Source organism: Amycolatopsis sp. WAC 01416 (assembly GCF_003947485.1).
GTDB lineage: Bacteria > Actinomycetota > Actinomycetes > Mycobacteriales > Pseudonocardiaceae > Amycolatopsis.
Genome location: NZ_QHHX01000006.1, coordinates 534,038 through 559,530, shown reverse-complemented (window position 1 = coordinate 559,530; position 25,493 = coordinate 534,038). Strand labels below are relative to the sequence as shown.

27 protein-coding genes are annotated in these 25,493 nt (G+C 69.2%); 10 read left to right on the top strand and 17 right to left on the bottom strand.

The genetic code is table 11. The annotated features are described in order from the left end of the window. Positions 1 to 61 precede the first annotated feature (61 nt). Together DL990_RS23455 and DL990_RS23450 are read right to left on the bottom strand one after the other, a co-directional pair. Complete coding sequence (locus tag DL990_RS23455; protein WP_125785448.1) at positions 62 to 727, bottom strand: DUF2461 domain-containing protein; 666 nt, start codon at positions 725 to 727, stop codon at positions 62 to 64. Positions 728 to 826: 99 nt separating this feature from the next. Next, positions 827 to 2,047, bottom strand: coding sequence for a glycoside hydrolase family 18 protein (locus tag DL990_RS23450; protein WP_125799898.1), 1,221 nt, complete (start codon positions 2,045 to 2,047; stop codon positions 827 to 829). 164 nt (positions 2,048 to 2,211) lie between these two features. Here DL990_RS23450 and DL990_RS23445 point away from each other — a divergent pair, with 164 nt between their 5' ends. Next, complete coding sequence (locus DL990_RS23445) at positions 2,212 to 2,520, top strand: helix-turn-helix transcriptional regulator (RefSeq protein ID WP_125799897.1); 309 nt, start codon at positions 2,212 to 2,214, stop codon at positions 2,518 to 2,520. Here the strand turns inward: DL990_RS23445 and DL990_RS23440 are convergent. Then, positions 2,514 to 2,855, bottom strand: a complete 342-nt coding sequence (locus tag DL990_RS23440; RefSeq protein WP_125799896.1) for a helix-turn-helix domain-containing protein — start codon at positions 2,853 to 2,855, stop codon at positions 2,514 to 2,516. The genes DL990_RS23445 and DL990_RS23440 overlap by 7 nt on opposite strands. A gap of 105 nt (positions 2,856 to 2,960) precedes the next feature. Here DL990_RS23440 and DL990_RS23435 point away from each other — a divergent pair, with 105 nt between their 5' ends. The 3 genes from DL990_RS23435 to DL990_RS23425 all read left to right on the top strand — a co-directional run bounded on the left by DL990_RS23435 (position 2,961) and on the right by DL990_RS23425 (position 5,421). Next, entirely contained in the window at positions 2,961 to 3,431 is a 471-nt protein-coding gene (locus DL990_RS23435; RefSeq protein WP_125785445.1) for a group II truncated hemoglobin, read from the top strand. A 38-nt stretch (positions 3,432 to 3,469) separates the two neighbouring features. Beyond that, positions 3,470 to 4,912, top strand: a complete 1,443-nt coding sequence (locus tag DL990_RS23430) for an aromatic amino acid ammonia-lyase (RefSeq protein WP_125799895.1) — start codon at positions 3,470 to 3,472, stop codon at positions 4,910 to 4,912. Between the two features lie 71 nt (positions 4,913 to 4,983). After that, positions 4,984 to 5,421 carry a VOC family protein gene (locus DL990_RS23425; protein ID WP_125785443.1) on the top strand — a complete coding sequence of 146 codons (438 nt, stop codon included), beginning with the start codon at positions 4,984 to 4,986 and terminating at the stop codon, positions 5,419 to 5,421. Positions 5,422 to 5,425: 4 nt separating this feature from the next. Here the strand turns inward: DL990_RS23425 and DL990_RS23420 are convergent, their stop codons facing one another. Then, on the bottom strand, positions 5,426 to 6,937 hold the full coding sequence (locus DL990_RS23420) for an amidohydrolase family protein (RefSeq protein ID WP_125799894.1): 1,512 nt from the start codon (positions 6,935 to 6,937) through the stop codon (positions 5,426 to 5,428). 133 nt (positions 6,938 to 7,070) lie between these two features. Continuing rightward, positions 7,071 to 8,096 (bottom strand): 6-phosphofructokinase, encoded by a 1,026-nt coding sequence (locus tag DL990_RS23415; protein WP_125799893.1) that lies wholly within the window; start codon positions 8,094 to 8,096, stop codon positions 7,071 to 7,073. 282 nt (positions 8,097 to 8,378) lie between these two features. On the opposite strand from DL990_RS23415, the gene DL990_RS23410 reads away from it, so the two are divergent. After that, on the top strand, positions 8,379 to 9,455 hold the full coding sequence (locus tag DL990_RS23410) for a 3-deoxy-7-phosphoheptulonate synthase (protein WP_125799892.1): 1,077 nt from the start codon (positions 8,379 to 8,381) through the stop codon (positions 9,453 to 9,455). Between the two features lie 370 nt (positions 9,456 to 9,825). On the opposite strand, the gene DL990_RS23405 is transcribed toward DL990_RS23410, so the two are convergent. Further along, the gene (locus tag DL990_RS23405; RefSeq protein WP_034322519.1) at positions 9,826 to 10,311 is read right to left on the bottom strand and encodes a polyadenylate-specific 3'-exoribonuclease AS; all 486 of its coding nucleotides are present in this window, start codon (positions 10,309 to 10,311) and stop codon (positions 9,826 to 9,828) included. Positions 10,312 to 10,331: 20 nt separating this feature from the next. After that, positions 10,332 to 11,093: a 1-acyl-sn-glycerol-3-phosphate acyltransferase gene (locus DL990_RS23400; RefSeq protein ID WP_125785439.1), complete on the bottom strand. Its 762-nt coding sequence runs from the start codon at positions 11,091 to 11,093 to the stop codon at positions 10,332 to 10,334. A 214-nt stretch (positions 11,094 to 11,307) separates the two neighbouring features. Here DL990_RS23400 and DL990_RS23395 point away from each other — a divergent pair, with 214 nt between their 5' ends. From DL990_RS23395 to DL990_RS23385, 3 genes are read left to right on the top strand one after another with little or no spacing between them, the layout of a single operon-like run. Beyond that, positions 11,308 to 12,078 (top strand): carboxylesterase, encoded by a 771-nt coding sequence (locus tag DL990_RS23395; protein ID WP_125785438.1) that lies wholly within the window; start codon positions 11,308 to 11,310, stop codon positions 12,076 to 12,078. Further along, positions 12,075 to 12,578, top strand: a complete 504-nt coding sequence (locus DL990_RS23390; RefSeq protein WP_125785437.1) for a hypothetical protein — start codon at positions 12,075 to 12,077, stop codon at positions 12,576 to 12,578. The genes DL990_RS23395 and DL990_RS23390 overlap by 4 nt, the downstream gene beginning before the upstream one ends. Before the next feature lie 20 nt (positions 12,579 to 12,598). Next, positions 12,599 to 13,741, top strand: a complete 1,143-nt coding sequence (locus tag DL990_RS23385) for a glutamate--cysteine ligase (RefSeq protein ID WP_125785436.1) — start codon at positions 12,599 to 12,601, stop codon at positions 13,739 to 13,741. Between the two features lie 20 nt (positions 13,742 to 13,761). On the opposite strand, the gene DL990_RS23380 is transcribed toward DL990_RS23385, so the two are convergent. Genes DL990_RS23380 through DL990_RS23350 form a run of 7 tightly spaced genes read right to left on the bottom strand, consistent with a single transcriptional unit; the run spans position 13,762 to position 18,863 of the window. Then, positions 13,762 to 14,631, bottom strand: a complete 870-nt coding sequence (locus tag DL990_RS23380; RefSeq protein ID WP_125799891.1) for an NUDIX domain-containing protein — start codon at positions 14,629 to 14,631, stop codon at positions 13,762 to 13,764. Positions 14,632 to 14,635: 4 nt separating this feature from the next. Beyond that, positions 14,636 to 15,595, bottom strand: a complete 960-nt coding sequence (locus tag DL990_RS23375; RefSeq protein WP_125785520.1) for an ROK family protein — start codon at positions 15,593 to 15,595, stop codon at positions 14,636 to 14,638. 16 nt (positions 15,596 to 15,611) lie between these two features. Next, complete coding sequence (locus tag DL990_RS23370) at positions 15,612 to 16,034, bottom strand: hypothetical protein (RefSeq protein ID WP_125799890.1); 423 nt, start codon at positions 16,032 to 16,034, stop codon at positions 15,612 to 15,614. Beyond that, positions 16,031 to 17,173, bottom strand: coding sequence for an ArsA family ATPase (locus DL990_RS23365; protein ID WP_125785433.1), 1,143 nt, complete (start codon positions 17,171 to 17,173; stop codon positions 16,031 to 16,033). Before DL990_RS23365 ends, DL990_RS23370 begins: the two co-directional genes overlap by 4 nt. A 14-nt stretch (positions 17,174 to 17,187) precedes the next feature. Further along, positions 17,188 to 17,628 carry an SRPBCC family protein gene (locus DL990_RS23360; RefSeq protein ID WP_125785432.1) on the bottom strand — a complete coding sequence of 147 codons (441 nt, stop codon included), beginning with the start codon at positions 17,626 to 17,628 and terminating at the stop codon, positions 17,188 to 17,190. A 27-nt stretch (positions 17,629 to 17,655) separates the two neighbouring features. Continuing rightward, a complete protein-coding gene (locus DL990_RS23355) occupies positions 17,656 to 18,444 on the bottom strand; it encodes a metallophosphoesterase (protein WP_125785431.1) in 789 nt (262 codons plus the stop codon). Between the two features lie 8 nt (positions 18,445 to 18,452). After that, positions 18,453 to 18,863: a polyketide cyclase / dehydrase and lipid transport gene (locus DL990_RS23350; RefSeq protein ID WP_125785430.1), complete on the bottom strand. Its 411-nt coding sequence runs from the start codon at positions 18,861 to 18,863 to the stop codon at positions 18,453 to 18,455. 125 nt (positions 18,864 to 18,988) lie between these two features. Between DL990_RS23350 and DL990_RS23345 the strand changes: the two genes are divergently transcribed. Next, a complete protein-coding gene (locus DL990_RS23345) occupies positions 18,989 to 20,779 on the top strand; it encodes a long-chain fatty acid--CoA ligase (RefSeq protein WP_125799889.1) in 1,791 nt (596 codons plus the stop codon). A 218-nt stretch (positions 20,780 to 20,997) separates the two neighbouring features. Here the strand turns inward: DL990_RS23345 and DL990_RS23340 are convergent, their stop codons facing one another. From DL990_RS23340 to DL990_RS23330, 3 genes are all read right to left on the bottom strand, one after another. Next, a complete protein-coding gene (locus DL990_RS23340) occupies positions 20,998 to 22,107 on the bottom strand; it encodes an NAD(P)/FAD-dependent oxidoreductase (protein WP_125799888.1) in 1,110 nt (369 codons plus the stop codon). 67 nt (positions 22,108 to 22,174) lie between these two features. Further along, entirely contained in the window at positions 22,175 to 23,122 is a 948-nt protein-coding gene (locus tag DL990_RS23335; RefSeq protein WP_125799887.1) for a ferritin-like domain-containing protein, read from the bottom strand. A 404-nt stretch (positions 23,123 to 23,526) separates the two neighbouring features. Beyond that, the gene (locus DL990_RS23330; RefSeq protein WP_125799886.1) at positions 23,527 to 24,771 is read right to left on the bottom strand and encodes an aminotransferase class I/II-fold pyridoxal phosphate-dependent enzyme; all 1,245 of its coding nucleotides are present in this window, start codon (positions 24,769 to 24,771) and stop codon (positions 23,527 to 23,529) included. Positions 24,772 to 24,948: 177 nt separating this feature from the next. On the opposite strand from DL990_RS23330, the gene DL990_RS23325 reads away from it, so the two are divergent. Beyond that, positions 24,949 to 25,452 (top strand): hypothetical protein, encoded by a 504-nt coding sequence (locus DL990_RS23325; RefSeq protein ID WP_125785425.1) that lies wholly within the window; start codon positions 24,949 to 24,951, stop codon positions 25,450 to 25,452. The last annotated feature ends 41 nt before the right edge of the window (positions 25,453 to 25,493 follow it).

Below are 25,493 nucleotides of genomic sequence, written 5' to 3'. Positions count from 1 at the left end.
GAAAGTTCAAGAAAAGTGTCAGTTCACCTGGGATGGACAACCGCCGATCAGGGTTCGCTGGTTATCGTCGCGGCTTCTCGCTCGGCCCGACCCGGTCACGGGCCCACTCGTTGAACGCGCGGACCTGCCGCCATGCCTTTCGCACCCGGTCGAGCGTGCCCCGTTCGTGCAGGACGTCGTCCGGTTCCCAGCCGCGGACGGCGTACACCGAGCGGTACCTCAGCAGGTCGATGCGGGGATGGTCCTCGGCGAACCCTCGCGGCTTCGACTTGAGCCTGTCCCCCTTGACCTCCCAGCCCGCCTTCTCCAGCTTCGCGAGGATCTTGGCCAGTTCGGCGCCGCGCAGTTCGGTGTCGACGGCCTTGCGGAAGCGGGCGAGCTGATCGGACTCGAAGTGGAAGCAGCCGCCGCCGACACGCAGCCCGGCCGGGCCGACCTCGACGTAGTACGCGCCGCCGCCGCGGCCCTGCTCGATCACCGCGCCGCAGTGGGTCTTGTACGGCGTCTTGTCCTTGGCGAACCGGACGTCGCGATACGGGCGGAACACCTTTCCCTCGCCGAAGCCGTCACCGAACTCCGGCACCAGCTCGGCGAGCAGCGCCTCCATCGGCGCGCGGACGTCGGCCTTGTAGGTGGCGAGGTTCGCGTCCCAATAGGACTTGGAGTTGTCCGCCTCGAGACCGTCGTAGAAGTCGATGGCGTACTCGCCGAAACCCTCGAAACCCATGCGGTGACGTTAATCCCCACCCCCGACAGAAGCGCGTGAAGGCCCCCTTCCCTCGGCTGAGCCGAGGAAAGGGGGCCTTCACGCGCGCCCGAGAGGGGCTTACTTGGCCAGAGCGGTGATCAGCTCGCCGTCGGTCGTGTCACCGGACAGCTCCCAGAAGAAGGCGCCGCCGAGACCCTGGTTCTTGGCGTAGGTGACCTTGCCGCCGATGGTCGCCGGGGTGTCGTAGCTCCACCAGTCGCTGCCGCACTTGGCGTAGGCGGTGCCCGCGACGGTGCCGGTGGCCGGGCACGTGTTCTTCAGGACCTTGTAGTCCTGGATACCCGGCTCGGTGCCCGCCGCCGGGCCGGTCGCGGTGCCACCGGGGGCGTCCTGCGTGACACCGGTCCAGCCGCGGCCGTAGAAACCGATACCCAGCAGCAGTTTGCCCGCCGGAACGCCCTTGCTCTTCAGCTTCTGGATCGCCGCGTCGGAGTGGAAGCCGGCGGTCGGGATACCCGCGTAGTCGTTCAGCGGCGAATGCGGCGCGGTCGGACCCTGCGCGGCCCAGGCGCCGAAGTAGTCGTAGGTCATGACGTTGTACCAGTCGAAGTACTGCGAAGCGCCGCCGTAGTCCGCGGCGTCGATCTTGCCGCCGTCGGTGCCGTCCGCGGTGATCGCGGCGGTGACGAGCTTCGAGCCGAACTTCTCCCGCAGGGCCTGCGCGAGGTTCTTGATGGCCGCCGGGCCGCTGGTGTCACAGGAGAGACCGCAGGCGTTCGGGTACTCCCAGTCGATGTCGATGCCGTCGAAGACGCCGGCCCAGCGCGGGTCGTTGACGAGGTTGTAGCAGGACTCCGCGAACTTGGCGGGGTTCTTCGCCGCCTCGCCGAAGCCGCCGGACCAGGTCCAGCCGCCGAAGGACCACAGCACCTTGAGGTTCGGGTGCTTGGCCTTGAGCTTCTTCAGCTGGTTGAAGTTTCCGCGCAGCGCGCCGTTGTCCCAGCTGTCGGCGACCCCGTCGACACTGCCGGCGGCGTCGTAGAACTTGCTGGTCGCCGCTTCCGCGTCGCCGATCGCGCAGCCACCGTTCGTCACATTGCCGAACGAGTAGTTGATATGGGTCAGCTTGCTCGCCGAACCGGAGGTGTCGATGTTCTTCACATGGTAGTTCCGCTGGTAGACGCCCCATTCGGCGAAGTACCCGAGTACCTTGCCGACCGAGGCGTCCTGCGCTTCGGGGGCGGCGGTCGCCTGCTGCGCCGGTGCGGCGACGGCCAGCGCGCCCAGCGCGACGGCCGCGGCACCCACGATCGCGGTGATCCTGCTCAGACGGGGCATGCGTTCTCCCTTCAACGTCACCATCGGTGACGAGAGGACTGCGGCGGGACACGCACAAGTTAAGTGGACTAGACCACTTCGTCAATGGTTCAGACCGCGACTTTCGGATGGACATTTTCGAACATTCCTTGACGGAAATATGCCGCACGGGGCACATTTCCCGGATGATGCAGACTTTCGAGATCCTCGCCGAGCCGCGGCGGAGAACCATCCTGGACCTCTTGCGCGACGGCGAACGGTCGGTCAACGAGCTGGTCGAGGTCCTCGAATTGAGCCAACCGGCCGTATCGAAGCACCTGCGTGTCCTACGCGAGGCGGGTCTGGTCACCGTCCGCGTCGCCGCCCAGCGCCGCTGCTACCGGCTCCGCCCGGAGCCGCTCGCGGAAGTCGACGCGTGGCTCGCGCCGTACCGCCGGTTCTGGGAAGGAAGGATCGACGAGCTCGAGCGGCACCTCGACGAAGACAGTCAGTGAATAGGTAACGGCTCGAACGGGATTCCGCGGTCGGCCGCGCGCCGCGTCCCCCAGTGGTAGAGCGCCTGGAGTGCGGGGCGTAACCGCTCCCCTTCCTCGGTGAGCCGGTACTCGACGTGCGGCACCCGGCCTTCCCGGCTCTCACGGAGCACGAGGCCGTCCGCCTCCAGCTCGCGCAGGTGCTGGGTCAGCATCTTCTCGCTGACGCCCGGCATCCGGCGCCGCAGTTCGCCGTACCGGTGCACCCCTTCCTTCAGATGCGACAGGATCACCGGCTTCCACTTGCCGCCGATGACGTCGACGGCGAGCTCGACCGCGCAGTGGTATCGCTTCATCGCCACTCCCGTTGGTACGCACCGAAAAGTAAGCGGTTGTCCGGAGCGGTCGGAGGATGGTTGCCTTGCCCGACCGGGAGATCATCGCCGCTGGGAGGACCCTACGTGACCGAGACGCCGACGTTGTACGAATGGGCTGGCGGGCTGGACGCCCTGCGACGGCTGACCGCCGTCTTCTACGGCCATGTGCTGAAGGACCCCTTGCTGGAGCCCGTTTTCCGCCACATGGACCCCGGCCATCCCGAGCACGTGGCGGTCTGGCTCGCCGAGGTGTTCGGCGGCCCCGAGACCTACAGCCACGACCACGGCGGCCACCGGCACATGGTCGGACGGCATCTCGGGCGGGCCATCACCGAAGAGCAGCGCCGCCGCTGGGTGAACCTGCTCTTCGACGCCGCCGACGAGGCAGGGCTGCCCGCCGACCCCGAGTTCCGCTCCGCGTTCGCCGCCTACGTCGAATGGGGCAGCAGGCTCGCGGTGATGTTCTCGGAGCCCGGCCGCGAGGTCACCGTCCCCGAGCCGATGCCGAAGTGGGACTGGGGCAACCGACCGCCCTGGCAGCCGCCGTCGGACTGAGTGCGGTCATAGTGGGGCGGTCGGGAAAGGAGGCCGCCGTGATCCGGGTCGACGGCCGGACCCTGCGCTGCGCGGACGTCGTGACCGCCGCGGGCACCGAGGGACCGCTGGGCATTGACGTTTCCATCGCCGCGCTGCGCGGCGCCGAAAGCGCGTGGAAACTCGCCGAGGAGCTGAGCACGCGGCGGATCGTCTACGGCCGCACCACCGGCGTCGGCGCCAACAAGGAGGACCCGGTCGGCGAGGGCGAGTCGCCGGATCACGGGCTGCGGCTGCTGCGCAGTCACGCCGGCGGCAGCGGCGACGTCATGTCCCCCGCCCAGACCAGGGCGATGATGCTGATCCGGCTCAACCAGCTGCTGGCCGGACGTTCCGGGCTCAGCCCGGAGCTGATCGGGGCGCTGGCCGCCGCGGTGCGGACCGGGTCGCTGCCGCTGGTGCACCGGCTCGGCGCGATCGGCACCGGCGACCTCGCCCCGCTCGCGGAGACCGCGCTCGCCCTCACCGGCGAACGGCCGTGGCTGACCGGCGGTGTGCCGCCGGTACCCGTGCAGGCCGGTGACGCGCTCGCGTTCATGAGCAGCAACGCCGCCACCCTGGCCGAAGCGACCCTCGCGGCGATGCGGCTCGACACGCTGACGCGGGCGAGTCACGTTGTCGCGGCACTGACCTACATCGCGCTCGACGGGAACCCGGAGGCGTACGCGACTCCTGTGCACGAGGCGCGTCCGCACGCCGGGCAGGTCGCGTGCGCGGCGGAGATGCGGCGACTGCTCGGGATGGAGGGCACGCCCAAACCCGGCAGGCGCATCCAGGACCCGTTCGGGCTCCGCGCTTTCCCGCAGGTCCAGGGGCCGGCACTGGACGCGATCCACTACCTGCGCGACGTGCTCGCGGTGGAGATCAACGCCAGCACCGAGAACCCGATGATCTCGACGGTGCACCAGGACGCCTACCACCACGCGCATTTCCACACCGCGTACGTCTCGACCGCACTCGACCAGGTGCGCGCGACCGTCCACCAGGTCGCGGAGCTGTCGGTGGCCCGCCTCGGCGACCTGGTGGAACCGGAGTTCACCGGGCTGCGGCCGTTCCTCGCGGCCGGGCCGTCGGGCAGTTCGGGCGTGATGATCCTGGAGTACGTCGCCCACGACGCGCTCACCGAACTGCGGCAGGCCGCGCTCCCGGCGACGCTGGGCACCGCCGTCGTCTCGCGCGGGATCGAAGACCACGCGAGCTTCTCCACCCAGGCCGCGCGGGCGGCGACCGCGGCCGGGACGGCGTATCAGCAGGTGCTGGCGTGCGAGCTGGTCGCGGCCGTCCGGGCGCTGCGGATGCGGAAGGCCGAACTCGTCTCCCTGCCCGCGCGGGACGCCTACGAGACCGCCGCCTCCGTGCTCGACCCGAGCGTCGAGGACCGGCCGCTCACCGAAGACATCGCGCGCGCCGTCTCGCTTTTGGACACCTTCGCGCTCATCTGACCCTCCGATGTCGAGAACCGCCGGACGGCGTCGTCCCTGGGGCAGCACACCCCCACAGCGAGGAGATCACCATGGCCATCCGGCAGCTGGACCACGTCGGCGTCATCGTCAGCGACCTCACGGCCGCCGTCGCGTTCTTCGTCGAGTTCGGCCTCGAACTGGAAGGCAAGATGACGATGGAGAGCGACCTGGCGGACCGCATCACCGCGGTCGGGCAGGCCAAATCGGAGATCGCGATGGTGCGCGTCCCCGGCGGCGACGGGCGGCTCGAACTCATCCAGTACCTCACGCCCGAGTCCCACCCCGGTGACTCGCACGCTCCGGCCAACACGCTCGGCCTGCGCCACCTCGCCTTCCAGGTCGACGACATCGAAGGCGTCCTCGACCGGGTGCGGCCCCACGGAGGCACACTCGTGGGCGAAGTCGTGAACTACGAGGACAGCTTCCGGCTCTGCTACCTTCGCGGCCCCGACGGGATCATCATCGAGCTGGCCGAGAAGATCGGCTGACACCTCAGCAGCAACAGCCCCGCCGGGCGAGCGACCGGATCCGGGGACTCGTCGAGGGCCGGTTCGCGGCGGCCTCGACGGCGGCGAGCATCCGCCCTCGCTCCGCGTGGTCGAGTACGCGGCCGCGAGTGATCACGGTGTCGATCTTCGCGACGTTGCGGATGTCGGCGGCCGGGTTCGCGTCCAGCAGCACGAGATCCGCCTCCTTCCCCGCCGCCACGGTGCCCGAAGTCCTTTCCCTGCCGAGGAACTTCGCGGCGTCGCCGGTGACGGTCTTCAACGCCCGCAACGGCGAGAGCCCGGCCTCGACCAGGAAGGCGAGCTCCTCGTGCAGTCCGCTGCCGGGGAAGGTGTACGGATTGAGGCAGTCGGTGCCGCCGATGAGCCCGACGCCCGCTTCGTGCGCGACGCCGACCAGCCGCAGCGTCTCCTGGTAGTACCGCTCCTGAAGGGCGATCTCCGACGGCGTCTTCGGTGCGAACAGTTCGATGCCCTTGACCCAACTCTCGCGCAGGTCCGCGGGGATGTATTTCAGCCGGGGGTCGTGCTGGTGGGTTTCGGCGGGCTGGGTGACCACCCGGTTGATCGTCAGCGTCGGCGAGTGCCAGGTGCCGTTGCGCCGCAGCCCGCCGAAGTAGGCCCGCGCCACGCCGGGGTCGTACGTGGTGACCGAATCGAACTCCAGTTGCCGCGCCAGGTTGAAGAAGGCGCGCGGCGCCGCGGGATCGTAGGGCGTCGTTTTCAGCCTGGCGAGGATCTCGTCGCGCCGGGACGAACAGTGGACGGACACCCCGAAGAAATGCTCGAAGCTGTGCTGGCCGAGGTCGCTCGCCTCGAGGTGCGACAGCTTGTACGGCCAATGCCCGGAGAACCTCAGGCCCTGGTGGCGGGCCTCGTCCGCGATCGCTCGCACGGCGTCGGGCCCGAGGTAGGAGTAGGTCTTCACGAACTCGGCGCCGGCGGCCTTCTCCGCGCGGACGGCGGCCCGCGCCTCGGCCGCCGTCGTCACCTGGAGCACCGGCGGGCCGAGGAGCGTGACCGGCCCGTCGACGATCCCGCTCGCCAGTACGAACCGCGGGCCGAGCAGCTCCCCGCGTTCGATCTTGTCCCTGGTCGCGCGGTTCTCCGCGTACCCCCACATCTCGCGGGCGCCCGTGACGCCGTGGACGAGGTGCAGCGGCGGGACGATCTCTTCGAGATCCGCGCCATGGGTGTGCATATCCCACAGACCCGGGATGAGGTACTTGCCGCGGCCGTCGATCACCCGCGCGCCACCGGTTTCCGGAACCTGGCCGGAGGCGCCGACCCAGGCGATCCGGTCGCCGACGAGCACGACCGAGACGTCACGCCGCGGCGCCGAACCCGTGCCGTCGATCAGCGTGACCCGGTCGATGACGACGATCTCGCGCGTGTCCGCGGCGGCCGTGCCGGGCAGCAGCCCGGCGAGCGCCACCCCGGTCCCGCCGGCGGCCAGCCATCTCAGGAACTCGCGCCTGCTGGATCCCGCTCCCGCCATGAGAACCGCCGCCTTTCCACCCAGATCCCCCAGGCGGCCGATTCAACTCGCCGCGATGGAGGCGCCGCAAGGAAAGCGAAGGCCCCTTACCCGAGCTCAGCACAAAGTAAGGGGCCTTCTCCTGAAACACGGCTCAGCCGAAGAAGACCTCGGCCTCTTCGTACCGCTCGACCGGGACGGTCTTCAGCTCGGCGGTCGCCTCGGAGAGCTTGACGCGGACGATGTCGGTGCCGCGCAGCGCCGTCATCACGCCGAAATCACCGTCGGCGACGGCGTCGACGGCGTTGAGCCCGAACCGGGTGGCGAGCACGCGGTCGTACGCCGTCGGGGTGCCGCCGCGCTGGACGTGCCCGAGCACGACCGCACGGGACTCCTTGCCGGTGCGGGCGGCGATCTCGTCGGCCAGCCAGGTGCCGATGCCGCCGAGCCGGACGTGCCCGAAGGCGTCCTTCTCACCGGTCAGCAGCTTCTCCTCGCCGCCCTCGGGCAGCGCGCCCTCGGCGACCACGATGATCGGCGCGTACTCCTTCTCGAAGCGGCGCTCGACCCACGAGACGACCTGGTCGACGTTGAAGTGCCGCTCCGGCACCAGGATCACGCTCGCGCCCCCGGCGAGACCGGAGTGCAGCGCGATCCAGCCCGCGTGCCTGCCCATGACCTCGACGACCAGGGCGCGGTGGTGCGACTCGGCCGTGGTGTGCAGCCGGTCGATGGCCTCGGTGGCGATCGAGACGGCCGTGTCGAAGCCGAACGTGTAGTCGGTGGCGCCGAGGTCGTTGTCGATCGTCTTGGGCACCCCGACGACGCCGACACCGTCGTCCGTGAGCCGCTTCGCGACACCGAGGGTGTCTTCGCCGCCGATCGCGATCAGCGCGTCGACCTGCTGCTCGGCGAGCACGGCCTTGATCTTGTCGACCCCGCCCTCGACCTTGTACGGGTTGGTCCGCGACGAACGCAGGATCGTGCCGCCGCGGGTCAGGATGTCCTCGACGTCGTTCAGGCCGAGCGGGCGGCTGTCCCCGGTGAGGGGACCGTTCCAGCCGTTGCGGAACCCGACGATGTCCCAGCCGTGTACCTCGATGCCCTTGCGCACCACAGCGCGGATCACCGCGTTGAGCCCCGGGCAGTCGCCACCGCCGGTCAGCACACCGACACGCATGAGAAGCCTCCGTCTTGTGTTCCGTAGAGATGACAGTCACATGTCCCGCCGCCAGCGTAGCGGGAGTTCTCTGGATCGGTGCAGGGCGGACCACCTCGGGAATCGGTCCACGTCCGCGATGTGCTAGCTTGGCGCCGTGCAGCGCTATTTCTGGTTTACGAAGCCGGCCCCGGGTGGGCACGGCGGCGTGAACCTGCGCTGACCTCCACCCCGAGCCGGAATCACACCGGCTCGGCGAGTTCCCGCGGGTCGGTATCCCTTTCGAAAGGAACCAGACCCGCGATGTCTCCCTCCGCTGACACCCTGATCGCCCTCGACGGGCACCGCACGGCGGCCATCGACCCGCTGCTCTCGCCCGCGATGCTGCGGCACGAACATCCGATGACGGCGGAAATCGCCGATACCGTCCTAGCCGGGCGGGCCTCGGCCGTCGACATCCTCGACGGCCGGGACGACCGGCTCCTCGTCGTCGTCGGGCCCTGCTCGGTGCACGACACGGACGCCGCGCTCGACTACGCCCGCCGCCTCGCCGCCAAGGCCGAAGAACACCGCCGCGACCTGCACATCGTCATGCGGGTCTACTTCGAGAAGCCGCGGACCACGCTCGGCTGGAAAGGCCTGATCAACGACCCCGGCCTCGACGGCACCTACGAGGTCAACCACGGTCTCCGGATGGCGCGCAAACTGCTGCTCGACATCTCGGCGCTCGGACTGCCGGTCGGCTGCGAATTCCTCGACCCGATCACCCCGCAGTTCATCTCCGACACCGTGACCTGGGGTTCCATCGGCGCGCGGACCGCGGCGAGCCAGGTGCACCGGCAGCTGTGCAGCGCGCTGTCGATGCCGGTGGGGATCAAGAACTCGACCGAGGGCGACGTACAGGTCGCCGTCGACGCCACCCGCGCGGCCGGCGCGAGCCACGTCTTCGCCGGGATCAACCCCGACGGGCTCGCCGCGCTGATCACCACCGCGGGCAACGAGGACTGTCACGTGATCCTGCGCGGCACTTCCGCCGGCCCGAACTACGACCCCGCGACGGTGGCCGACACGCTGGCGCGGCTCGCGAAGTCGGGGCTGCCGGAGCGCGTGATCATCGACGCGAGCCACGGCAACAGCGCGAAGGACCATGTGCGCCAGGCCTCGGTCGTCCGCGAACTCGCCGGGCGGATCGGCGCCGGTGAGCGGGGTATCGCGGGGCTGATGCTGGAGAGCTTCCTGGTGGCGGGGCGACAGGACCTGACGCTGGGCTCGGCTTCGTCGCTGACCTACGGGCAGTCGATCACGGACGCCTGCCTCGGCTGGGAGACGACCGCCGAACTGCTGGACACGCTCGCGGAGGCGGTGGACTCGCGCCGCTGAAGGGTCCCAGCGGCTGCAATGAAGGGGCCTTTCATTGCAAAATTTGCAATGAAAGGCCCCTTCATTGCACGGCACGGGGGGTGGAAGGCCGGGGCTTATGCCGCGAAGGGAGCTTTCGTCGCATGGCACGCGGGGATGGCGTCCTTCGCGTCAGGGACGTCAGGCCCAATCCGTAGTGAAGGCCTCCTTCCCTACCTTGAGGGTAGTGAAGGAGGCCTTCACGGATTCTGGACCGGCCGCTCCGCCACTCCAGCCCCAGCAGCCACACCAGTCACAAGCGCCGCGCGTGAGGACCACCCAAGTACATGAAGGACCCCATCCTTGCGCCTAGGTACAGGAAGGGGTCCTTCACGTACTTCAGGCAAGGGACCTACCGGTGCCAGTAAGACTCGATGATCTGCCACCGCTGGTAGTTGTGCCGCGCGTCGGCCAGCGCGTCGTGCTGGTCGTCCGGGGCGGCGGGCAGCTTCGGCTTGCCCGCGTCCTCCCAGCGTTGCCGCAGATCACGCGTGAAGCGCGGCAGTTGGCGCGGCAGCGCGGGCATCGGACCCCACAGTTGCGCCAGCGCGACGTGGTCGTAGGCGGCGAACCAGGCCCACAGTTCGATCCCGCCTGGCGGCTTGCCGAAGAACTCGAGCAGGTCCGTGCGGATCTTCTCGCGGCTGCGCCACGCCGGGTCTGCGGGCGACGGGAGTTTCGGGAGCACGTGGTCGCGGACCCAGGGGCCCGCCTTGCCGGGATCGAAATCGGTCGAGACCGCGTAGAACTCGCGGCCTCTTTCGTCCACGACACCGATCGACACCAGATCGATGGTCACGCCGTCCTCAATGAATTCGGTGTCGTAGAAAAAGCGCACCGGAGAACCCTAGTGGGGCCTCAGCCGACCTTGGTGTCCGGGATACGGGCGACGTCGTGGGCGGACGGCTGCGCGGGCACCTTCGGGCGGATTCCCGCCTCCTCGGCGGCGAGCAGTTCCTTCGCCTTGGCGGCGTAGATGTCGACGTACTCCTGGCCGGAGAGCTCCATGAGGGCGTACATGATCTCGTCGGTGATGGACCGCTCGATGAACCTGTCGCCGGCGAGGCCTTCGTAGCGCGAGAAGTCGAGCGGCTTGCCGAAGCGGATCTCAAGGCGGCGCGGCCACCACATCTTCGAGCCGATCGGGTTCACCTTGTCGGTACCGATCATGGCCACCGGGACCACGACGCCGCCGGACTCCAGCGCGATCCGCGCGACGCCGGTCTTGCCCTTGTACAGACGGCCGTCCGGGGAGCGGGTGCCTTCGGGGTAGATGCCGAGGAGGTGGCCTTCGCGGACCAGCCGGGTCGCGGTGTCGAGCGCGGCCTGCGCGGCGTTGCCGCCGGAACGGTCGATCGGGAACTGGCCGACGCCGGTGAAGAACCACTTCTTCAGCAGGCCCTTGAAGCCTTTTTCGGTGAAATACTCCGATTTGGCCGGGAAGGTCACCTTGCGCTTGACGCGCAGCGGCATGAAGAAGGAGTCGGCCACCGCGAGGTGGTTGCCCGCGAGGATCGCGCCACCGTCTTCGGGGATGTTCTCCGCGCCGACGACTTTGGTGGGCCACAGCGCCTTGAGCAGTGGCCCGATAAACACGTGTTTCATGAGCCAGTACAGCACTGCGAAAACTCCTCCTAGCAGCTCAACCCCTGCGCCCGATGGTCAAGACTACGAATCGCGCACTCCTGGCACAACGAAGTCCACCCGGTTACCCGCGGCCAGCGACGGATCTCACACCCGATCCGGCCTGATTCCGGCAGTGGCCGGGGGCCCACAAGCCGCTCCGGTCGTGCGAACATAGTAGACCTACCCAGCTCTCACGGAAGGCGATCGCATGGCCGTCCTCGCCGGCGCGGAACCGTTCGCTCACACCGGTTCGTCCGAAGCAGGGTTCCTGCTGTGCCACGGGTTCACCGGCACCCCCGCGAGTATGCGGCCCTGGGGCGACCATCTGGCCGAGGCCGGTTACACGGTGCGTTGCCCGCTGCTCCCCGGGCACGGGACCCGGTGGCAGGACATGAACCGGACAGGCTGGGAAGACTGGTACGGCGCGGTCCGCGAAGAGCTGCTGGCGCTCTTCTCGACCTGCGACACGGTGTTCGTCGCCGGGATGTCGATGGGCGGGACACTGACGCTGCGGCTGGCCGAGGAGTTCGGCGACCGGATCGCCGGCATCGTGCTGGTGAACCCGTCGGTGCTGACCCTGCGGTGGGACGCCAAACTGCTGCCCGTCCTGTCGCGGATCCTGCCGTCGGTGCCGGGCGTGGCCAACGACATCGCGAAGCCGGGCGAGACGGAGCTGGCCTACTCGCGGACGCCTGTGCGCGCGGCGGCGAGCCTGGCGAAGCTGTGGAAGCTCACCCGCGAGGATCTGCGCAAGGTGACCCAGCCCGTGCTCCTCCTCCACTCGGCCGTCGACCACATCGTGGAGCCGGTCAACTCCCAGGTGATCCTCGACGGGATCGGCAGCGACGACGTGACCGAGGTGGTGCTGGAGAACAGCTTCCACGTCGCCACGCAAGACCACGACGCGGGCCTGATCTTCACGCGTACGGTGGACTTCGCCCGGTCCGTGCGCCGGGCGGGACAGGTGGACGCCGGATGAGCAGAGGCAAGGACGGGCCGGAGGACGTCGACGCGACGTTCGCCGAGATCGTGGCCGACCTCCGTGCGGAGGGCGTCGGGCTGTTCCCGGAAGACGACCTGGGGAAGACGGCCGGGAAGACGGCGGAAAAGCCGGCGGAGAAGGCACCCCGGCCCGAACAGTCGGACGCCGAATCCGAAGCGGGCTGGCGAGGCGGCGGCACCAGCTGGGACAAGACGCTCTTCGAGGACGATCCCGCCGGGCCGGGCGAGGACGAGGGTCACTTCGTGCCGCCCGAGCCGCCTCCCCTGCCGCGTCCGCGCAAGGGCGCCTTCATCGTCCTGCTGTTCTTCGTGCTCGGCCTGCTGCTCCTGATCGCGCCCAATCTGATCGGCATGGGCACGCGGCTCGGCACCCCGCTCGGCATCCTCGCCCTCGCGACCGCGATCGCCCTGCTCCTGCTGCGGGTTCGCCAGGGGCCGCCGCCCGGCGCGGATCCGCACAACGGCGCGCAGGTCTGAACTGCCGGACAATTCCGATCATGAAGATCGACTTCACTCCCTCGCGCCGGTCGACGGTCGGCGCGGAATGGGAGCTCGCCCTCGTCGACCGGCGGACCGGTGAGCTCTCGTCGGTCGCGGAGCAGGTGCTCGACGCCGTCCGGCCCGACGGCGAGGAGGAGCACCCGAAGATCAAGCAGGAGCTGCTGCTCAACACCATCGAGGTGATCAGCGGGATCTGCGACACGATCGCCGAGGTCAAGGCCGATCTGAACGAGTCGCTGGACGTCGTCCATTCGGTCCTCGACCCGCTGGGCGTCGAGCTGTTCTCGGCCGGGTCGCATCCGTTCTCGACGTGGTACCAGCAGAAGGTCACCGACAAGGAGCGCTACGCCAAGCTCATCGACCGGACCCAGTGGTGGGGGCGGCAGATGCTGATCTACGGCGTCCACGTGCACGTCGGCGTCGACCATCGCGACAAGGCCCTGCCGATCCTGGACGCGCTGCTCAACTACGCGCCGCACCTGCAAGCGCTTTCGGCGTCTTCGCCGTACTGGGGCGCGGAAGACACCGGCTACGCGTCGAACCGCGCGCTGATGTTCCAGCAGCTGCCGACGGCCGGGCTGCCGTTCCAGTTCCGGAAGTGGACCGAGCTGGAGAGCTACGTCGACGACATGTTCACCACGGGCGTGATCGACCACTTCTCCGAGATCCGCTGGGACGTCCGGCCCGCCCCGCATTTCGGGACGATCGAGATGCGGGTGTGCGACGGATTGCCGACGCTGGAGGAGGTCGGCGCGATCGCGGCGCTGACGCAATGTCTCGTCGACGATTTCACTTCCCGGCTCGAAGACGGCGAGATCCTGCCGACGCTGCCGCCTTGGCACGTCCAGGAGAACAAGTGGCGCGCGGCGCGCTACGGCGTCGACGCGATCATCATCCTCGACGCGGCGGGCAACGAACGGCTCGTCACCGACGACACCTACGACCTGCTGGAGCGGCTCGAACCGGTCGCCCGGCGCCTGGACTGCGTCGACGAACTGCGGTCGGTGGAGACGATCCTGGCCTACGGGCCCAGCTACCTGCGTCAGCGCGCGGTGGCGAAGCACTACAACGGCAGCCTTCGCGCCGTCGTCGCTTCGCTCATCGCCGAAATGCGGGACGGAAAGATCGCACGCCCCTGACTGACCCCGCAATTCGGCACCTAATTGCGATCGAGATGCCCCAGGAGGGTGCTCGGGCCGAAGGTCGAAGCGCCAAGCGCCTCGACGCGGGAACGCAGCTCGCGATCGGCGGTCACCACGACGACGTGGTCTTCCGGGCCCGCCTCCCTGGCCTCCCGCGCGACGGCCACGATCTGGGAGTCCCCGTCGGACTCGGCGTCGACGACCTCGACGCCGGGCACGGCCGCGACTCCCCGCGCCTTCCCCTCGACGACCAGCACGACCCTCGGCCACCACGACCATTCGCCGCCACCCGGGAGCGCCGGATCGGCGAGCCCGGTTCCGGCCAGGGTCGCGAGCTTGTCCCGCAACCGTTCCGCGGCGCCACGCCGGTCGCGCCACCAGCCGTCCGGCCGCGACCCGACCACGTTCGCGCCGTCGACCACCAGTACCAGTTCGCGATCCAAGTGTTCCTTCAATCCCGGCCACGCCACCGCGAAATCGCGGTGCAGCCGGAAGTCCGCGACCTCGCCCGCCCGGACCCACCGCAGTTCCGCGCTCTCCGCGTTCTTCACCCTGGCCGAAAGCGCGCCGATCGGCGCGGCCAGGATCGTGGTGTAGCGCCAGTTCCCGTGGTCGACGTGCGACGCGGCCAGCGCGCGGACGCCCGACGGCGGGATGTCGGCCTCTTCGTGCGCCTCGCGGGTGGCGGCCTCGCGCGGGCTCTCCCCCGCCTCGACCGCGCCCCCTGGCAGCGCCCACGTACGCCCGTGATGCACCCACCAAGCCCGGCGTTGCAGCAGGACACCGCGCGCGGGATCGGACAGCAGCAGCCCGGCGGCGCCGTTCAAACCCCAGTGGAGATGCCCGAAGTCGCATTTCACGAAGCCGTTGCCGTCTTGCCGGGTCACGGCTTCAGCCTGTCACACCGACTTCGGCGCCGGGAGCCTTCGCCGCGTCGACGGCGAGCGCCGCCGCGCCGACGATCGTGCTGTCGTCCCCGTGGTGCGCGGTGCGGATGCGGGCCAGCGGCCGGTGCCCGGCGCCGGTGATCTTGCCCGCGTACTGTTCCCGCGCCTCGTCGAGGAACAGCGGCGCCGATTCGGACACCCCGCCGCCGATCACGATGATCTCCGGGTCGAAGACATCCGCGACCAGCGCCAGTCCTTCGGCGAGCCACTTGCCCAGTTCGGTCATCGCGCGCTGGGCGATCGGGTCGCCGTCGCGGGCGGCACCGGCGACCCGGCGGCCGGTGACCGAACCGGGGTCTCCCCTGGTCTCCCGCGCCAGCACGGTCGACCGGCCGGGGTGCCGGGCGAGCAGTTCCACCGCGGTCGCGGCGAGCGCGGTCCCGCTGCAGTACCGCTCCCAGCAGCCGTACTTGCCGCACGGGCAGGGCCGCCCGCCGGGAACGACCGTGAGATGCCCGAGTTCGGGGGCGACGCCGTACGCGCCCCGGTAGATCTTGCCGTCGAGCAGCAGACCCGCGCCGATCCCGGTACCGAGCGCGATCAGCGCGGCCACCTGGGCGCCGCGGGCGGCCCCGAACCGGTACTCGCCGATCGCCGCGGCGTTCACGTCGTGTTCCAGGGTCACCGGCAGGCCGACGCGTTTCTCGATCCGTTCGGCGACCGGCGCGGCACGCCAGGACAGATGCGGCGCGAACATCACCGTCCGCCGGTCCTTGGCGACGAACCCGGCGACCGCGAGCCCGACACCGGAGACGTCGTGCCGGTTGCGGAGGTCTTCGATCACACCGGCGATGGCGTCTTCGAGCGCGTCCTCCCCGCTGGGCGTGCCGACCCTGGCGGTGTCCATCAGCGAGCCGTGCTCGTCCACCACGCCGGCGCGCACACTCGTGCCCCCGACGTCCACCCCTACCGTCAGCAACTCAGTTCTCCCGGTCCGGCTGCCAAGCGTCGCGCCTGGTCACCGTGATGTGCTGGACCCGCGAAGCTCCCACCGGCGCATCTTCCCGCGCCGGCTCCTTCCGCGCAGGCTGGAACCCCGGCATGTGCACCCCGCCCTCGGGCTCCCAGCGATCGGCGAGCACCGCCCGCAGCAACGCGACGAGCTGCGCGGCCTGCTCCATCAGCCGTGCCACGAACTCGGGCCGTTCCCCGCGGAAGACGCCGACGACCGCGCAGAGCGGGCACCAGCCGCCGTCGGTGTCGTGTTCCGAGCAGCCGTGCCCGGCGGAGATCAGGCCCTCCAGCCACGGCGCCGCGTGCTCGACGACGAGTTCGACCAGCAGCCGGATCTCTTCGGCCAGTTCGAGGCCGTCGGCCTTCGTGTGTTCGCTGTACTCGCTCACCCGGGTCCCCGGTTCCCGGCCAGGCTCACGACCAGGCCGTGCGCGTCGGATTCCGCACCGGTGATCCGGCACGGGCGCAGCATCTCCGGCAGCGCGATCAGCCGCCGGAAACCGTCCACGGTGACGGCGAGATCATCGTCCACTCTGGCCAGGTCCACTTCGGAGTCACGGTGCAGCGGCACCGCGATCCGTAGCTGATAGCCACCGTCCGATTCGGACACCTGCAGCAGTGGGGTGACACCTTTTTCGTCGCCCGTCAGGGGATCCAGCCCCTGATAGAGCTCGTACGCGATTTCCTGCAACGCCTCGAGCCCCACCGGCTCGACGGCGCGGTGCTCGACGGGCTTCACCTGTCCGGACCCGAAACCGGCGTCGGCGAGCTCGGCGAGGACGGCGTTCTGCTGGGTGCGCCTGGTCCGCATCCACGAGGCCGCGGCGCCGCGCCAGAACCCGGGCGCGGGCATCAGCCGGTTGACGATCAGGCCGTCGACCAGGATCCCGCGCAGGGCAAGGGAACTGAGGGTGCGGCGGGCTTCCGCGACGACCACGCGCTCCGGCGTCAGCACGAGCCGTACGGTGGTGGTGGCCGGGTCGGTGAGCAGGGTGCGCAGCGAGTCCAGATGCGCGCCGAGCCGCCGCACCGCGGCCGCCGTCCGCCGCGCGCCCGGTTTGAACATCCTCGACAGATAGCCGGAGACGGCTTCGGGCAAAGCCAGCAGGCGCAGCGTTTCCGCGGTCGGTCCACAGTCGACGACGACCGTCTCCCAGGGACCGTGTTCGGCGAGGCGCTGGACTTCGGTGAGCGCGAGGAGTTCGTCCACGCCGGGCACCACGGTGAGTTCTTCGGCGTCGAGCGAGCCGAGGCCCGCCCCCGCGAGCGCGGTCTGCAACTCCTGCCGGAGTTCGCGCCAGGTGCTGTCGACGAGGCCGCGGGTGTCGATTTGGGCGGCATGCAAAAGGGTGTCCACTTCGGACGGTTCGCCGCCGAGAGCGCGGCCGAAGGCGTCACCGAGGGAATGGGCCGGGTCGGTCGAGACCACGAGCGTCTTCCTGCCCCGCCCGGCCAGTGCGGCCGCCGTCGCCGCGGCCAGCGTGGTCTTGCCGACACCCCCCTTGCCGGTGAAAAGCAGGATCCGCATGCCTACCCTTCGACTCAGGATGCTTCAGCGCGCTTCTTGAGCTCCTTGAGCGCGGTGTCCATGACCATCTTCTCGGCCTTGCGGCGCAGCAGCCCGATCATCGGCAGCGCCAGCTCGACGGACAGCGTATACGTGACCTTGGTGCGGCCGGCGCCCAGCGCTTCGAGGGCGTAGCGGCCGTTCTGGGCCTTCTGCATCTGCCCCTTGACCAGGTGCCAGCTGACTCCGTTGCCGTCGGCGTCCCAGTCGTACTCGAGGGTGTAGACGTCCTTGATCGGCCCGGCGTCGAGGGTGAGTTTCACCTGCTTGGCGCGGCCGTTGTCATCCTCGCCGAGTACCTCGGTCTCCCGGACGGCCTTGGCCCATTCCGGGTACGCGGGGAAGTCGGCGATGACGGCCATCACCCGCGCGGGCTCGGCGTCGACCTCGATGGACTGCGTGGACTGCTCGGCCATGGTCCAAACTGTAGCCGCAGCCGAGGGTCACCAGCGCAGCACGTACGGCTGTGCCGTCTCTTTGAAGTGACCGACGTTACGGCATTCGGTCCTGCCGAGCCTCGTCCGCGGCGTCAGCGGCTGGTGGACGTGCCCGAACACCGACCAGCGCGGCCGCTGCTCGCGGATGAGACCGACCAGCGCCGCCGACCCGATCTCGGACCGCCGCGCGATCACGTCGTAGGTCAGTTCCGGGAGGGCGGGCGGGATGTGGGTGCACAGGACGTCGACGTTCTCCAGCGCGCCGACCGCGACGTCGTACTCCTCGCGGGTGCGCAGGTACGGCCGCCAGAAACCGTTGCGGCGCGGGACCACGTTCGGCGGGAGGAGCGCGCCACCGACGAACCCGAAGCGCAGGCCGCCGAACTCGGCGACCTCGCCGTCGAGGACGGTGATGCCGTCGCCGGCGAACTCCGGCCACAGCGACGGGTCGTCGACGTTGCCGGGGGTCGCGAACGTCGGCGCGGTCAAAGCGCCGAACAGGACGGCGTACTGGTCCTGGATCGCCTCACCGACGGCGGCGGCGGGATCGGCCAAAGTGGCCCACAACGATCGCGAGAAGGCAACGGTCTCATCACGAGTGCCCTCACGCCGAAGCCTCGCGAACTCACCGACCTTCTCGGCGCCGAACAGCGCGCCCATGATGCCCTTGTCGTGCTCGCGGTAGTCGACGAAGTCCAGCAGGTCGCCCAGCACGATCAGCGCGTCGGCGCCGTCGCCCGCGCGTTTGAGCGCGTCGGCGTTGCCGTGCACGTCCGACACCACGTGAACCCGCATGCTCTCCCCTACTCGACCCGGGGACCGACCCCGGGCTCGCGCCCGTCCTCGAGGACCTCTTTGAGCCCGAGCGCGATCGCCTTGGCCGCACGGGCCCTGCGATCGAACTCCCGCCGCAGGTCACGGGCCTGGAGCACAAGAGGCTCCCCGTCCGGACCGGCGGGAGTGGCGCGCAGGAAGTAGTGCAGCAAAGTGCCGTCGAGCACCGGCTCGAGCCAGACCTCCATGGTACCGATCAAGGCACCGCGCACGGTCCAGCGCAATCCTTGGTCGCCACGGTCGGTGTAGACCTCCAGAACGAGGTCCGGCCAGTAACGTGACCAAGATCGCGGATCGGCGAAAGCGGCGGCCACGGTGGAGGGCGGGACCACGAGGAAGGTCTCGTCGACGATGTCGAGAGCTGGCGGCGCCTGGTTCACAGCGGCAGAATGTCATGCCCTGGGTATGGCCGATTCGTCAGCATGGTCTTAAGGTGCACGGCACGCTAAGTTGACTGGCGGGTAACACCGGTCACACCACTTGCACGCGAACACGGAGGTTCCTCGTGCGCGAATACAGCGCCCCCGCCGCCAATCCGGTGACCGACGACGAGAATCTCGCCGACGTCGTCTGGGCGAACGCGGAGCGGTTCTCCGATGTCGTGAGTTTCCGCCGCCAGGTCGACGGTACCTGGTTGGACATCACCGCCAAAGACTTCGCCGCCCAGGTTCTGGCCGTGGCCAAGGGAATGGCACAGGCGGGCATCGCCCCGGGCGACCGGATCGGGCTCATGTCCAAGACCCGGTACGAATGGACCCTGATCGACTTCGCGATCTGGGCCGACGGCGCGGTCACCGTCCCGATCTACGACACCTCCTCGGCAGAGCAGGTGCACTGGATCCTCTCGGACTCGGCGGCGAAGGGCGTGTTCGTCGAGACCGACGAACACCTCGCGACGCTCGAATCCGTCAAGGGACGCCTCGACACGCTCGAGCACACCTGGCAGATCGAGGCAGGCGCCGTCGACCAGCTCACCGAGCAGGGCGCCGCGCTCGGCGACGACGACCTGCACGAGCGCCGCCGCACGGTGAAGGCGGGCGACCTGGCCACGATCGTGTACACCTCGGGCACGACCGGCCGTCCCAAGGGCGTCGAGCTGACCCACCGGAACCTCCTCGCCGAGATCCGCGCCGACATCGCCGCGTTCCCGCAGCTGATGGAGCAGGGCAACTCGCTGCTGGTGTTCCTGCCGCTCGCACACGTCCTCGCCCGCGCCATCGCGGTGACCGCGCTCAGCGCGCGAGTGACCCTCGGGCACACCTCGGACGTCAAGGACCTCGTCGCCGACCTCGGCACCTTCCGGCCGACGTTCGTCGTCGCCGTGCCGCGGGTGTTCGAGAAGGTCTACAACGGCGCGAAGCAGAAGGCGCACGGCGACGGCAAGGGCAAGATCTTCGACGCCGCCGAAGCCACCGCCGTCGCGTACAGCCAGGCTCAGGACACCGGCGGCGCAGGGCTGGGCCTCAAGGTCAAGCACGCGCTGTTCGACAAGCTCGTCTTCAGCAAGCTGCGCGCGGCCCTCGGCGGCCGGTGTGTCGCCGCGGTGTCCGGGGGTGCCCCGCTCGGCGTGCGGCTGGCGCACTTCTTCCGCGGTATCGGCGTCCCGGTGTTCGAGGGCTACGGCCTGACCGAGACGTCCGCCGCGGCCTGCGTCGGCACCCAGGACGGCTTCCGCGTCGGCACCGTGGGACGCCCGGTCGCCGGCACTTCGGTGCGGATCGCCGACGACGGCGAAATCCTGCTGAAGGGCGACGTCGTCTTCGGCGGCTACTTCAACAACGCCCAAGCGACCGCCGAAGCGCTCGAAGACGGCTGGTTCCACACCGGTGACCTCGGCGAACTGGACCGCGACGGATTCCTCAAGATCACCGGGCGCAAGAAGGAGATCATCGTCACCGCGGGCGGTAAGAACGTCGCCCCGTCCGGGCTCGAGGACACCATCAAGGCCAGCCCGCTGATCAGCCAGGCGATGGTGGTCGGCGACCAGCGGCCGTTCATCGGCGCGCTGATCACCATCGACGAGGAGTACTTCCCGTCGTGGAAATCGCAGCACGGTAAGCCTGCCGACGCCTCCGTGTCCGACCTGGCCGGCGACGCCGAGCTGCGCGCCGAGGTCCAACAGGCCGTCGATCAGGCCAACAGCGCGGTTTCGCAGGCCGAGGCGATCAAGAAGTTCACGATCCTCTCGAAGGACTTCACCGAGGCCGGTGGCGAGATCACGCCGAGCCTGAAGCTGAAGCGCAACATCGTGAACAAGAACTACGCGACCGACATCGAAGCGCTGTACAAGAAGTAGCTCTTCGCGCGTGAGGGCCTCCTTGCCTACCGTGAGGGTAGGCAAGGAGGCCCTCACGGACGAACGAGGTGTGGCTGGGTAGGTTCGGGGCTGAGCCGACGTTGCGAAAGCCACTTTCGCAACGTTGAAGGTTGCGAAAGTGGCTTTCGCAACGCCCGCGCGGGCCGGTGAGCGGGCCGCGGCAGGTGTCCAGGCGCGTCACCACCGCAAGTAGGTGACTAATTGCGGGTGATCGTCGCGTCCCACTCGATGTGGTGCTGGTACAGCCAGTTCCGGTCCCGGTCGGACGTCGTCCCCGAAGACACCGCCGCGCTGCCGGCCACCAGTTTCTCCACCCGCGCCCGCCGCAGCCGCTCGTAGGCCATGAAAGCCGTTGGCGCGTCAGGAAGATCTCGTAGGCACTGCGCCAGCACGACACTGTCCTCCAGTGCCATCGACGCTCCCTGCCCCTCGGCGGGCGAGGCCGCGTGCGCGGCGTCGCCGACGAGCACCATCGACGCGTTGAACCACACCGGCGTCGAGGGGACGTCGTAGGAGTGGCCACCGAAGACGTCGTCCCCCGTCGACTGGATGATTTCCGCGGCAGGCAACGGTTCCCCGTCGAAGGCGGCGAAAGCCGCCGAGCGCCACTCAGCCGCCGAAAGACCGGTGCGGACGCCTTCGGCCGTGGGAAGCCGCGCGAACCAGTACGTCGAGCCGTCGGGTGTGCTCGTGTAGCCGAAGGAGGCGTGCAGGCTTTGAATCATCCGATAGAGAGACGGCGCCTGCGGGATGTTCGTGTCGGTCGTGTAGCCGTAGACGACGTCGAGGCCGGTCGAGCGCGGAGGCGGGCACGCCGGGTCGATGATGGTCCGGACGACCGACCGCAGCCCGTCGGCGCCGATCAGGATGTCCCCCTCGGCGACGGACCCGTCCTCGAAGCGAGCGACTCCCGGCGAGGCGGAAACCAGCCGCTTCCCGCGTTCTAAGGTGATCCCGCGCGAGATCGCTTCCTCTTGCAGCGCACGGTAAAGGGACGCACGCGTCAAGGTGCGCGGCCCGGCGAGACCGTCAGTGCCGTCTAGGTCGAACGACCGCCGCTCGACGGTCTTCCCGTCCGGCGTCACGAGTTCCAGCCCGACGGCGGCGAAGGAGTTGTCGATCACCGGAGCCTCGGCGCCGATCGCGCGCAGGGCGTCCATGCCGTTGTGCATGATCGTCAGGAACGCGCCCGCGTCCTCGCCGCCGGACGGGTACGCCTCGTGAACGCTCGCTTCGATCCCGGCCAGCCGCAACGCCATCGCGGTCACCGTGCCCGAGACGCCGCCGCCGATGATCACAGCCTTCACCGCGAACCCCCTCCGTCGTGTCGCCGTCACCCGACGGTACCGGGAAACGGCGACACGACAGCGGGGATCACGCGCCGCCGCTGGCGACGATGTCGCCGTTGACCCCCTTGGGGAAGAACCCGCCCTCCTTCACCGGACCGGGGTTCAGGTAGACGATGTTCAGCACCCTGTCGGCGCCGCGGCCGAAGCAGATGCCGTTGTTGTCGGCGGGGACGATGTTGGCCTGGTTGCCCAGCAGGATGCCCTGGTCGTCGACGCCGGGGCCGTCGAGCGCGTCGCGGGCGTTGGAGATCTTGGCCGCCGCGTCGCCGAGGTCCCGGTCGAACAGCGACGTCCGGATGGTGGCGGCGTGGTAGGCCTCGGCGGCCAGGATCCCGGCGGCCGCGTCCAGGAACGTCTTGTTGGTGATCAGCGGCGCGGCCCCCTTGTAGGCCGTGACGCCGACGTCTTCGAACAGGTACGCCGCGAGCAGGAAGTTCTTCTCGTTGGCGAACGGGTCGAACTGCTGGTATTCGCTGATCAGCCCGGCCGCCTTGGCCGCGGCGGTAAAGCTGTCCTTGAGGTCGATCTCGGGCCGCGACACCGCCGCCTCGCCCAGCGCGCCGCGCAGGAACTTGACGTGCGCGACCTCGTCGCCGGCGATCTCCTTCGCGAACTGGTGCAGCGTCTTGTCGTGGAACATCACCTTCTTGCCGCCGACCACGCCACCCTGGGCGCCGACGCCGCCGGTGAGATCGTCCGGCAGCCCGCGGCCGTGGACGGCGAAGGAGTAGAACTCGGCTTCGAGGTACTCCAGGTTGAGCGCGAAGTTGAGCACGGCCGCGTCACTGGGGGCTTCCGCAACGGCAGCGGCCTCACCCGTCGCCGAAGCGGACGAAGTGGCCTGCACCCCGAGGTAGGTCGCGCCGACCACACCGAGCCCCGCCGCGCCGGCGGCCTTCAGGAACCGGCGGCGATCCGTGCGGTTCTCGGCGCTGCGCGAGATCAGGGTACGAACGAAGGGCTTTCCGAACACGAGTGATTCCTCTCGTCTTTGCGGTGCACACCCACCCACTCGGACGTTCGGAACCACCCGTGACCCGGATTGGAAAAGATCTCGGAATTATTTCTTCGTCGCCGCGGCAAGGCGAACGGCGACCGTGCCACGCCACGCTCTCGGGCGAGAGAAGCGCAGATCAGGGGGTCTCGTGAGTGCTAAGGACGGTTAGAACGAACCCTCTCTTAGACACCTGCACGTGGCCTGCGGCTTTGCTCGCGTGAAGTACATGAAGGCCCCCATCCTTGCGCCAGGCGCAAGGATGGGGGCCTTCATGTACTGGGGAAGGTGTGAAGGTCGAGTTTCCTCGGCTGAGCCGAGGGAAGGCCAGAACCGTCCTTAACACTCACGAGGTCCAGTACTGGCGACGTCACGTGACTGACTTACTTCTTCGTCGCCGCGGCAAGGCGGACGCAGACGGCGAGCCCGCGGATGGCCTCTTCGACTTCGGCCGGCTCAGGGTACGTCGGCGCGATGCGGATGACGGCGTCCTCGGGGTCGTCGCCGTACGGGTGGGTCGCGCCGGCCGGGGTCAGGGCGATACCCGCCTCCTTGGCCAGCCGCACGACCTCCTTGGCGGTCCCCGACGGCACGGTCAGCGAGATGAAGTACCCGCCGGTCGGCTTGGTCCAGGACGCCAGGCCCGATTCGCCCAGTTCCTTGGTGAGGATCTCGTCGACGGCCGCGAACTTCGGCCCGATGAGCTCGGCGTGCTTGCGCATGTGCTCGCGGACGCCGTCCTCGTCGCGCAGGAACTGCGCGTGGCGGAGCTGGTTGACCTTGTCCGGGCCGATGGTCCGCTTGCCGATGAGGCCGGTCCACCAGGCCAGGTTGGCCTCGGAGGCGCCGAAGAAGCCGACGCCGCCACCCGCGTAGGTGACCTTCGAGGTGGAGCCGAAGACGAACACGCGGTCGGCGTTGCCCGCCTCGGTGGCCAGCGCGAGCAGGTCCGCCAGCTGCGCCTCTTCGTCGGTGAGGTGGTGCACGGCGTAGGCGTTGTCCCAGAAGATCCGGAAGTCCGGGGCGGCCGTGACCATCGTCGCCAGGCGGCGCACGGTGTCGTCGCTGTAGGTGACGCCGGTCGGGTTGCTGTACTTCGGCACGCACCAGATGCCCTTGATCGCGGCGTCCTCGGCGACGAGACGCTCGACGAAGCCCATGTTCGGGCCGGTCTCGGTGAGCGGCACCTGGATCAGCTCGATCCCGAAGCGCTCGGCCAGCGCGAAGTGGCGGTCGTAGCCCGGCACGGGGCACAGGAACTTGACGCTCGGCTCGTCGGCCCATCGGCGCTCGGCGCCGGGGAGCTTGCTGAGGAAGGCCTGCACGATCGAGTCGTGCATGAGCTCCAGGCTGGAGTTGCCCGCGGCCAGCAGCTGCTCGGCCGGGACCTGCAGCGGCCCGGCGAAGATGCGGCGGAGCTCGGGCAGGCCCTTGAGTCCGCCGTAGTTGCGGACGTCCGTGCCGTCCTCGGCCTTGCGCACGTCTCCGGGCAGGGCGAGCAAGCCGTCGGCGAGGTCCAGCTGGCGGGGGGACGGCTTGCCGCGGGTGATGTCCAGGGAGAGGCCACGGTCGACGAGGGCCGCGTAGTCGCGGCGGGCGCTCTCGACATCGACAGGTGCAGTGGTCATGCCTAACGCTAAACCCGGCGGTGATCCGGCGTGAGACGAGGGTGGCTTCCGGCCCGCGCGCCCAAGATCCGATAACGGTTCCGGCGCGTTTTTCACCATTCGTAACGAGGACAAATCCTCTGGTGACGCGACCGTTGTTTCCCACATTCTCGGTAGCACGAGGAAAAGGGGAGAGAAATGGGAACGATGAATCGGGCGGCGGTGACGCTGATGGCGGCGGGCGCGTTGGCCGCGTGCGCGGTACCCCAGCAGGGAACGCCGGCTCCGGCCGTCGTGGTGGCCGCTCCGCCGACCACGATCGTGATCCAGCCGCCCGCGGTCGCGGCCCCGCCTCGGACGGTTTATGTCGCACCGCCGGCGACACAGACGGTCCATCCCGCGCCGGCGGTTCCCGTGGCGGATGCGGTGATCGCGTACTACGACGCGCTCAACCGGCGTGATTTCGCCACCGCGTGGAATCTCGGCGGGCAGCGGCTGGCGAAAGGCGGCACTTATGCCTCCTACGTCAAGGGATTCGCGACGACTTCCTGGGCAGCCCTCACCGTGACGGGCGTGAGCGGGAACACCGTGCATGTCCATCTTTCGGCACGCCAGACCGATGGTTCACTGCGTACATTTTCCGGTTCTTACACCGTTTCCGGCGCTGCGATCTCCGGGGCGAACATGAAACGCCTCTCCTGACACCGCGATTCGTCACCTGGTTGCGGTGGTCGCGCGCGCGA

Coding starts and splice junctions, on each gene's coding strand:
- DL990_RS23455 (WP_125785448.1), bottom strand. CDS start 727: ATGGGTTTCGAGGGTTTCGGCGAGTACGCCATCGACTTCTACGACGGT.
- DL990_RS23450 (WP_125799898.1), bottom strand. CDS start 2,047: ATGCCCCGTCTGAGCAGGATCACCGCGATCGTGGGTGCCGCGGCCGTC.
- DL990_RS23445 (WP_125799897.1), top strand. CDS start 2,212: ATGATGCAGACTTTCGAGATCCTCGCCGAGCCGCGGCGGAGAACCATC.
- DL990_RS23440 (WP_125799896.1), bottom strand. CDS start 2,855: ATGAAGCGATACCACTGCGCGGTCGAGCTCGCCGTCGACGTCATCGGC.
- DL990_RS23425 (WP_125785443.1), top strand. CDS start 4,984: ATGGCCATCCGGCAGCTGGACCACGTCGGCGTCATCGTCAGCGACCTC.
- DL990_RS23420 (WP_125799894.1), bottom strand. CDS start 6,937: ATGGCGGGAGCGGGATCCAGCAGGCGCGAGTTCCTGAGATGGCTGGCC.
- DL990_RS23415 (WP_125799893.1), bottom strand. CDS start 8,096: ATGCGTGTCGGTGTGCTGACCGGCGGTGGCGACTGCCCGGGGCTCAAC.
- DL990_RS23410 (WP_125799892.1), top strand. CDS start 8,379: ATGTCTCCCTCCGCTGACACCCTGATCGCCCTCGACGGGCACCGCACG.
- DL990_RS23395 (WP_125785438.1), top strand. CDS start 11,308: ATGGCCGTCCTCGCCGGCGCGGAACCGTTCGCTCACACCGGTTCGTCC.
- DL990_RS23390 (WP_125785437.1), top strand. CDS start 12,075: ATGAGCAGAGGCAAGGACGGGCCGGAGGACGTCGACGCGACGTTCGCC.
- DL990_RS23385 (WP_125785436.1), top strand. CDS start 12,599: ATGAAGATCGACTTCACTCCCTCGCGCCGGTCGACGGTCGGCGCGGAA.
- DL990_RS23365 (WP_125785433.1), bottom strand. CDS start 17,173: ATGCGGATCCTGCTTTTCACCGGCAAGGGGGGTGTCGGCAAGACCACG.
- DL990_RS23360 (WP_125785432.1), bottom strand. CDS start 17,628: ATGGCCGAGCAGTCCACGCAGTCCATCGAGGTCGACGCCGAGCCCGCG.
- DL990_RS23355 (WP_125785431.1), bottom strand. CDS start 18,444: ATGCGGGTTCACGTGGTGTCGGACGTGCACGGCAACGCCGACGCGCTC.
- DL990_RS23330 (WP_125799886.1), bottom strand. CDS start 24,771: ATGACCACTGCACCTGTCGATGTCGAGAGCGCCCGCCGCGACTACGCG.
- DL990_RS23325 (WP_125785425.1), top strand. CDS start 24,949: ATGGGAACGATGAATCGGGCGGCGGTGACGCTGATGGCGGCGGGCGCG.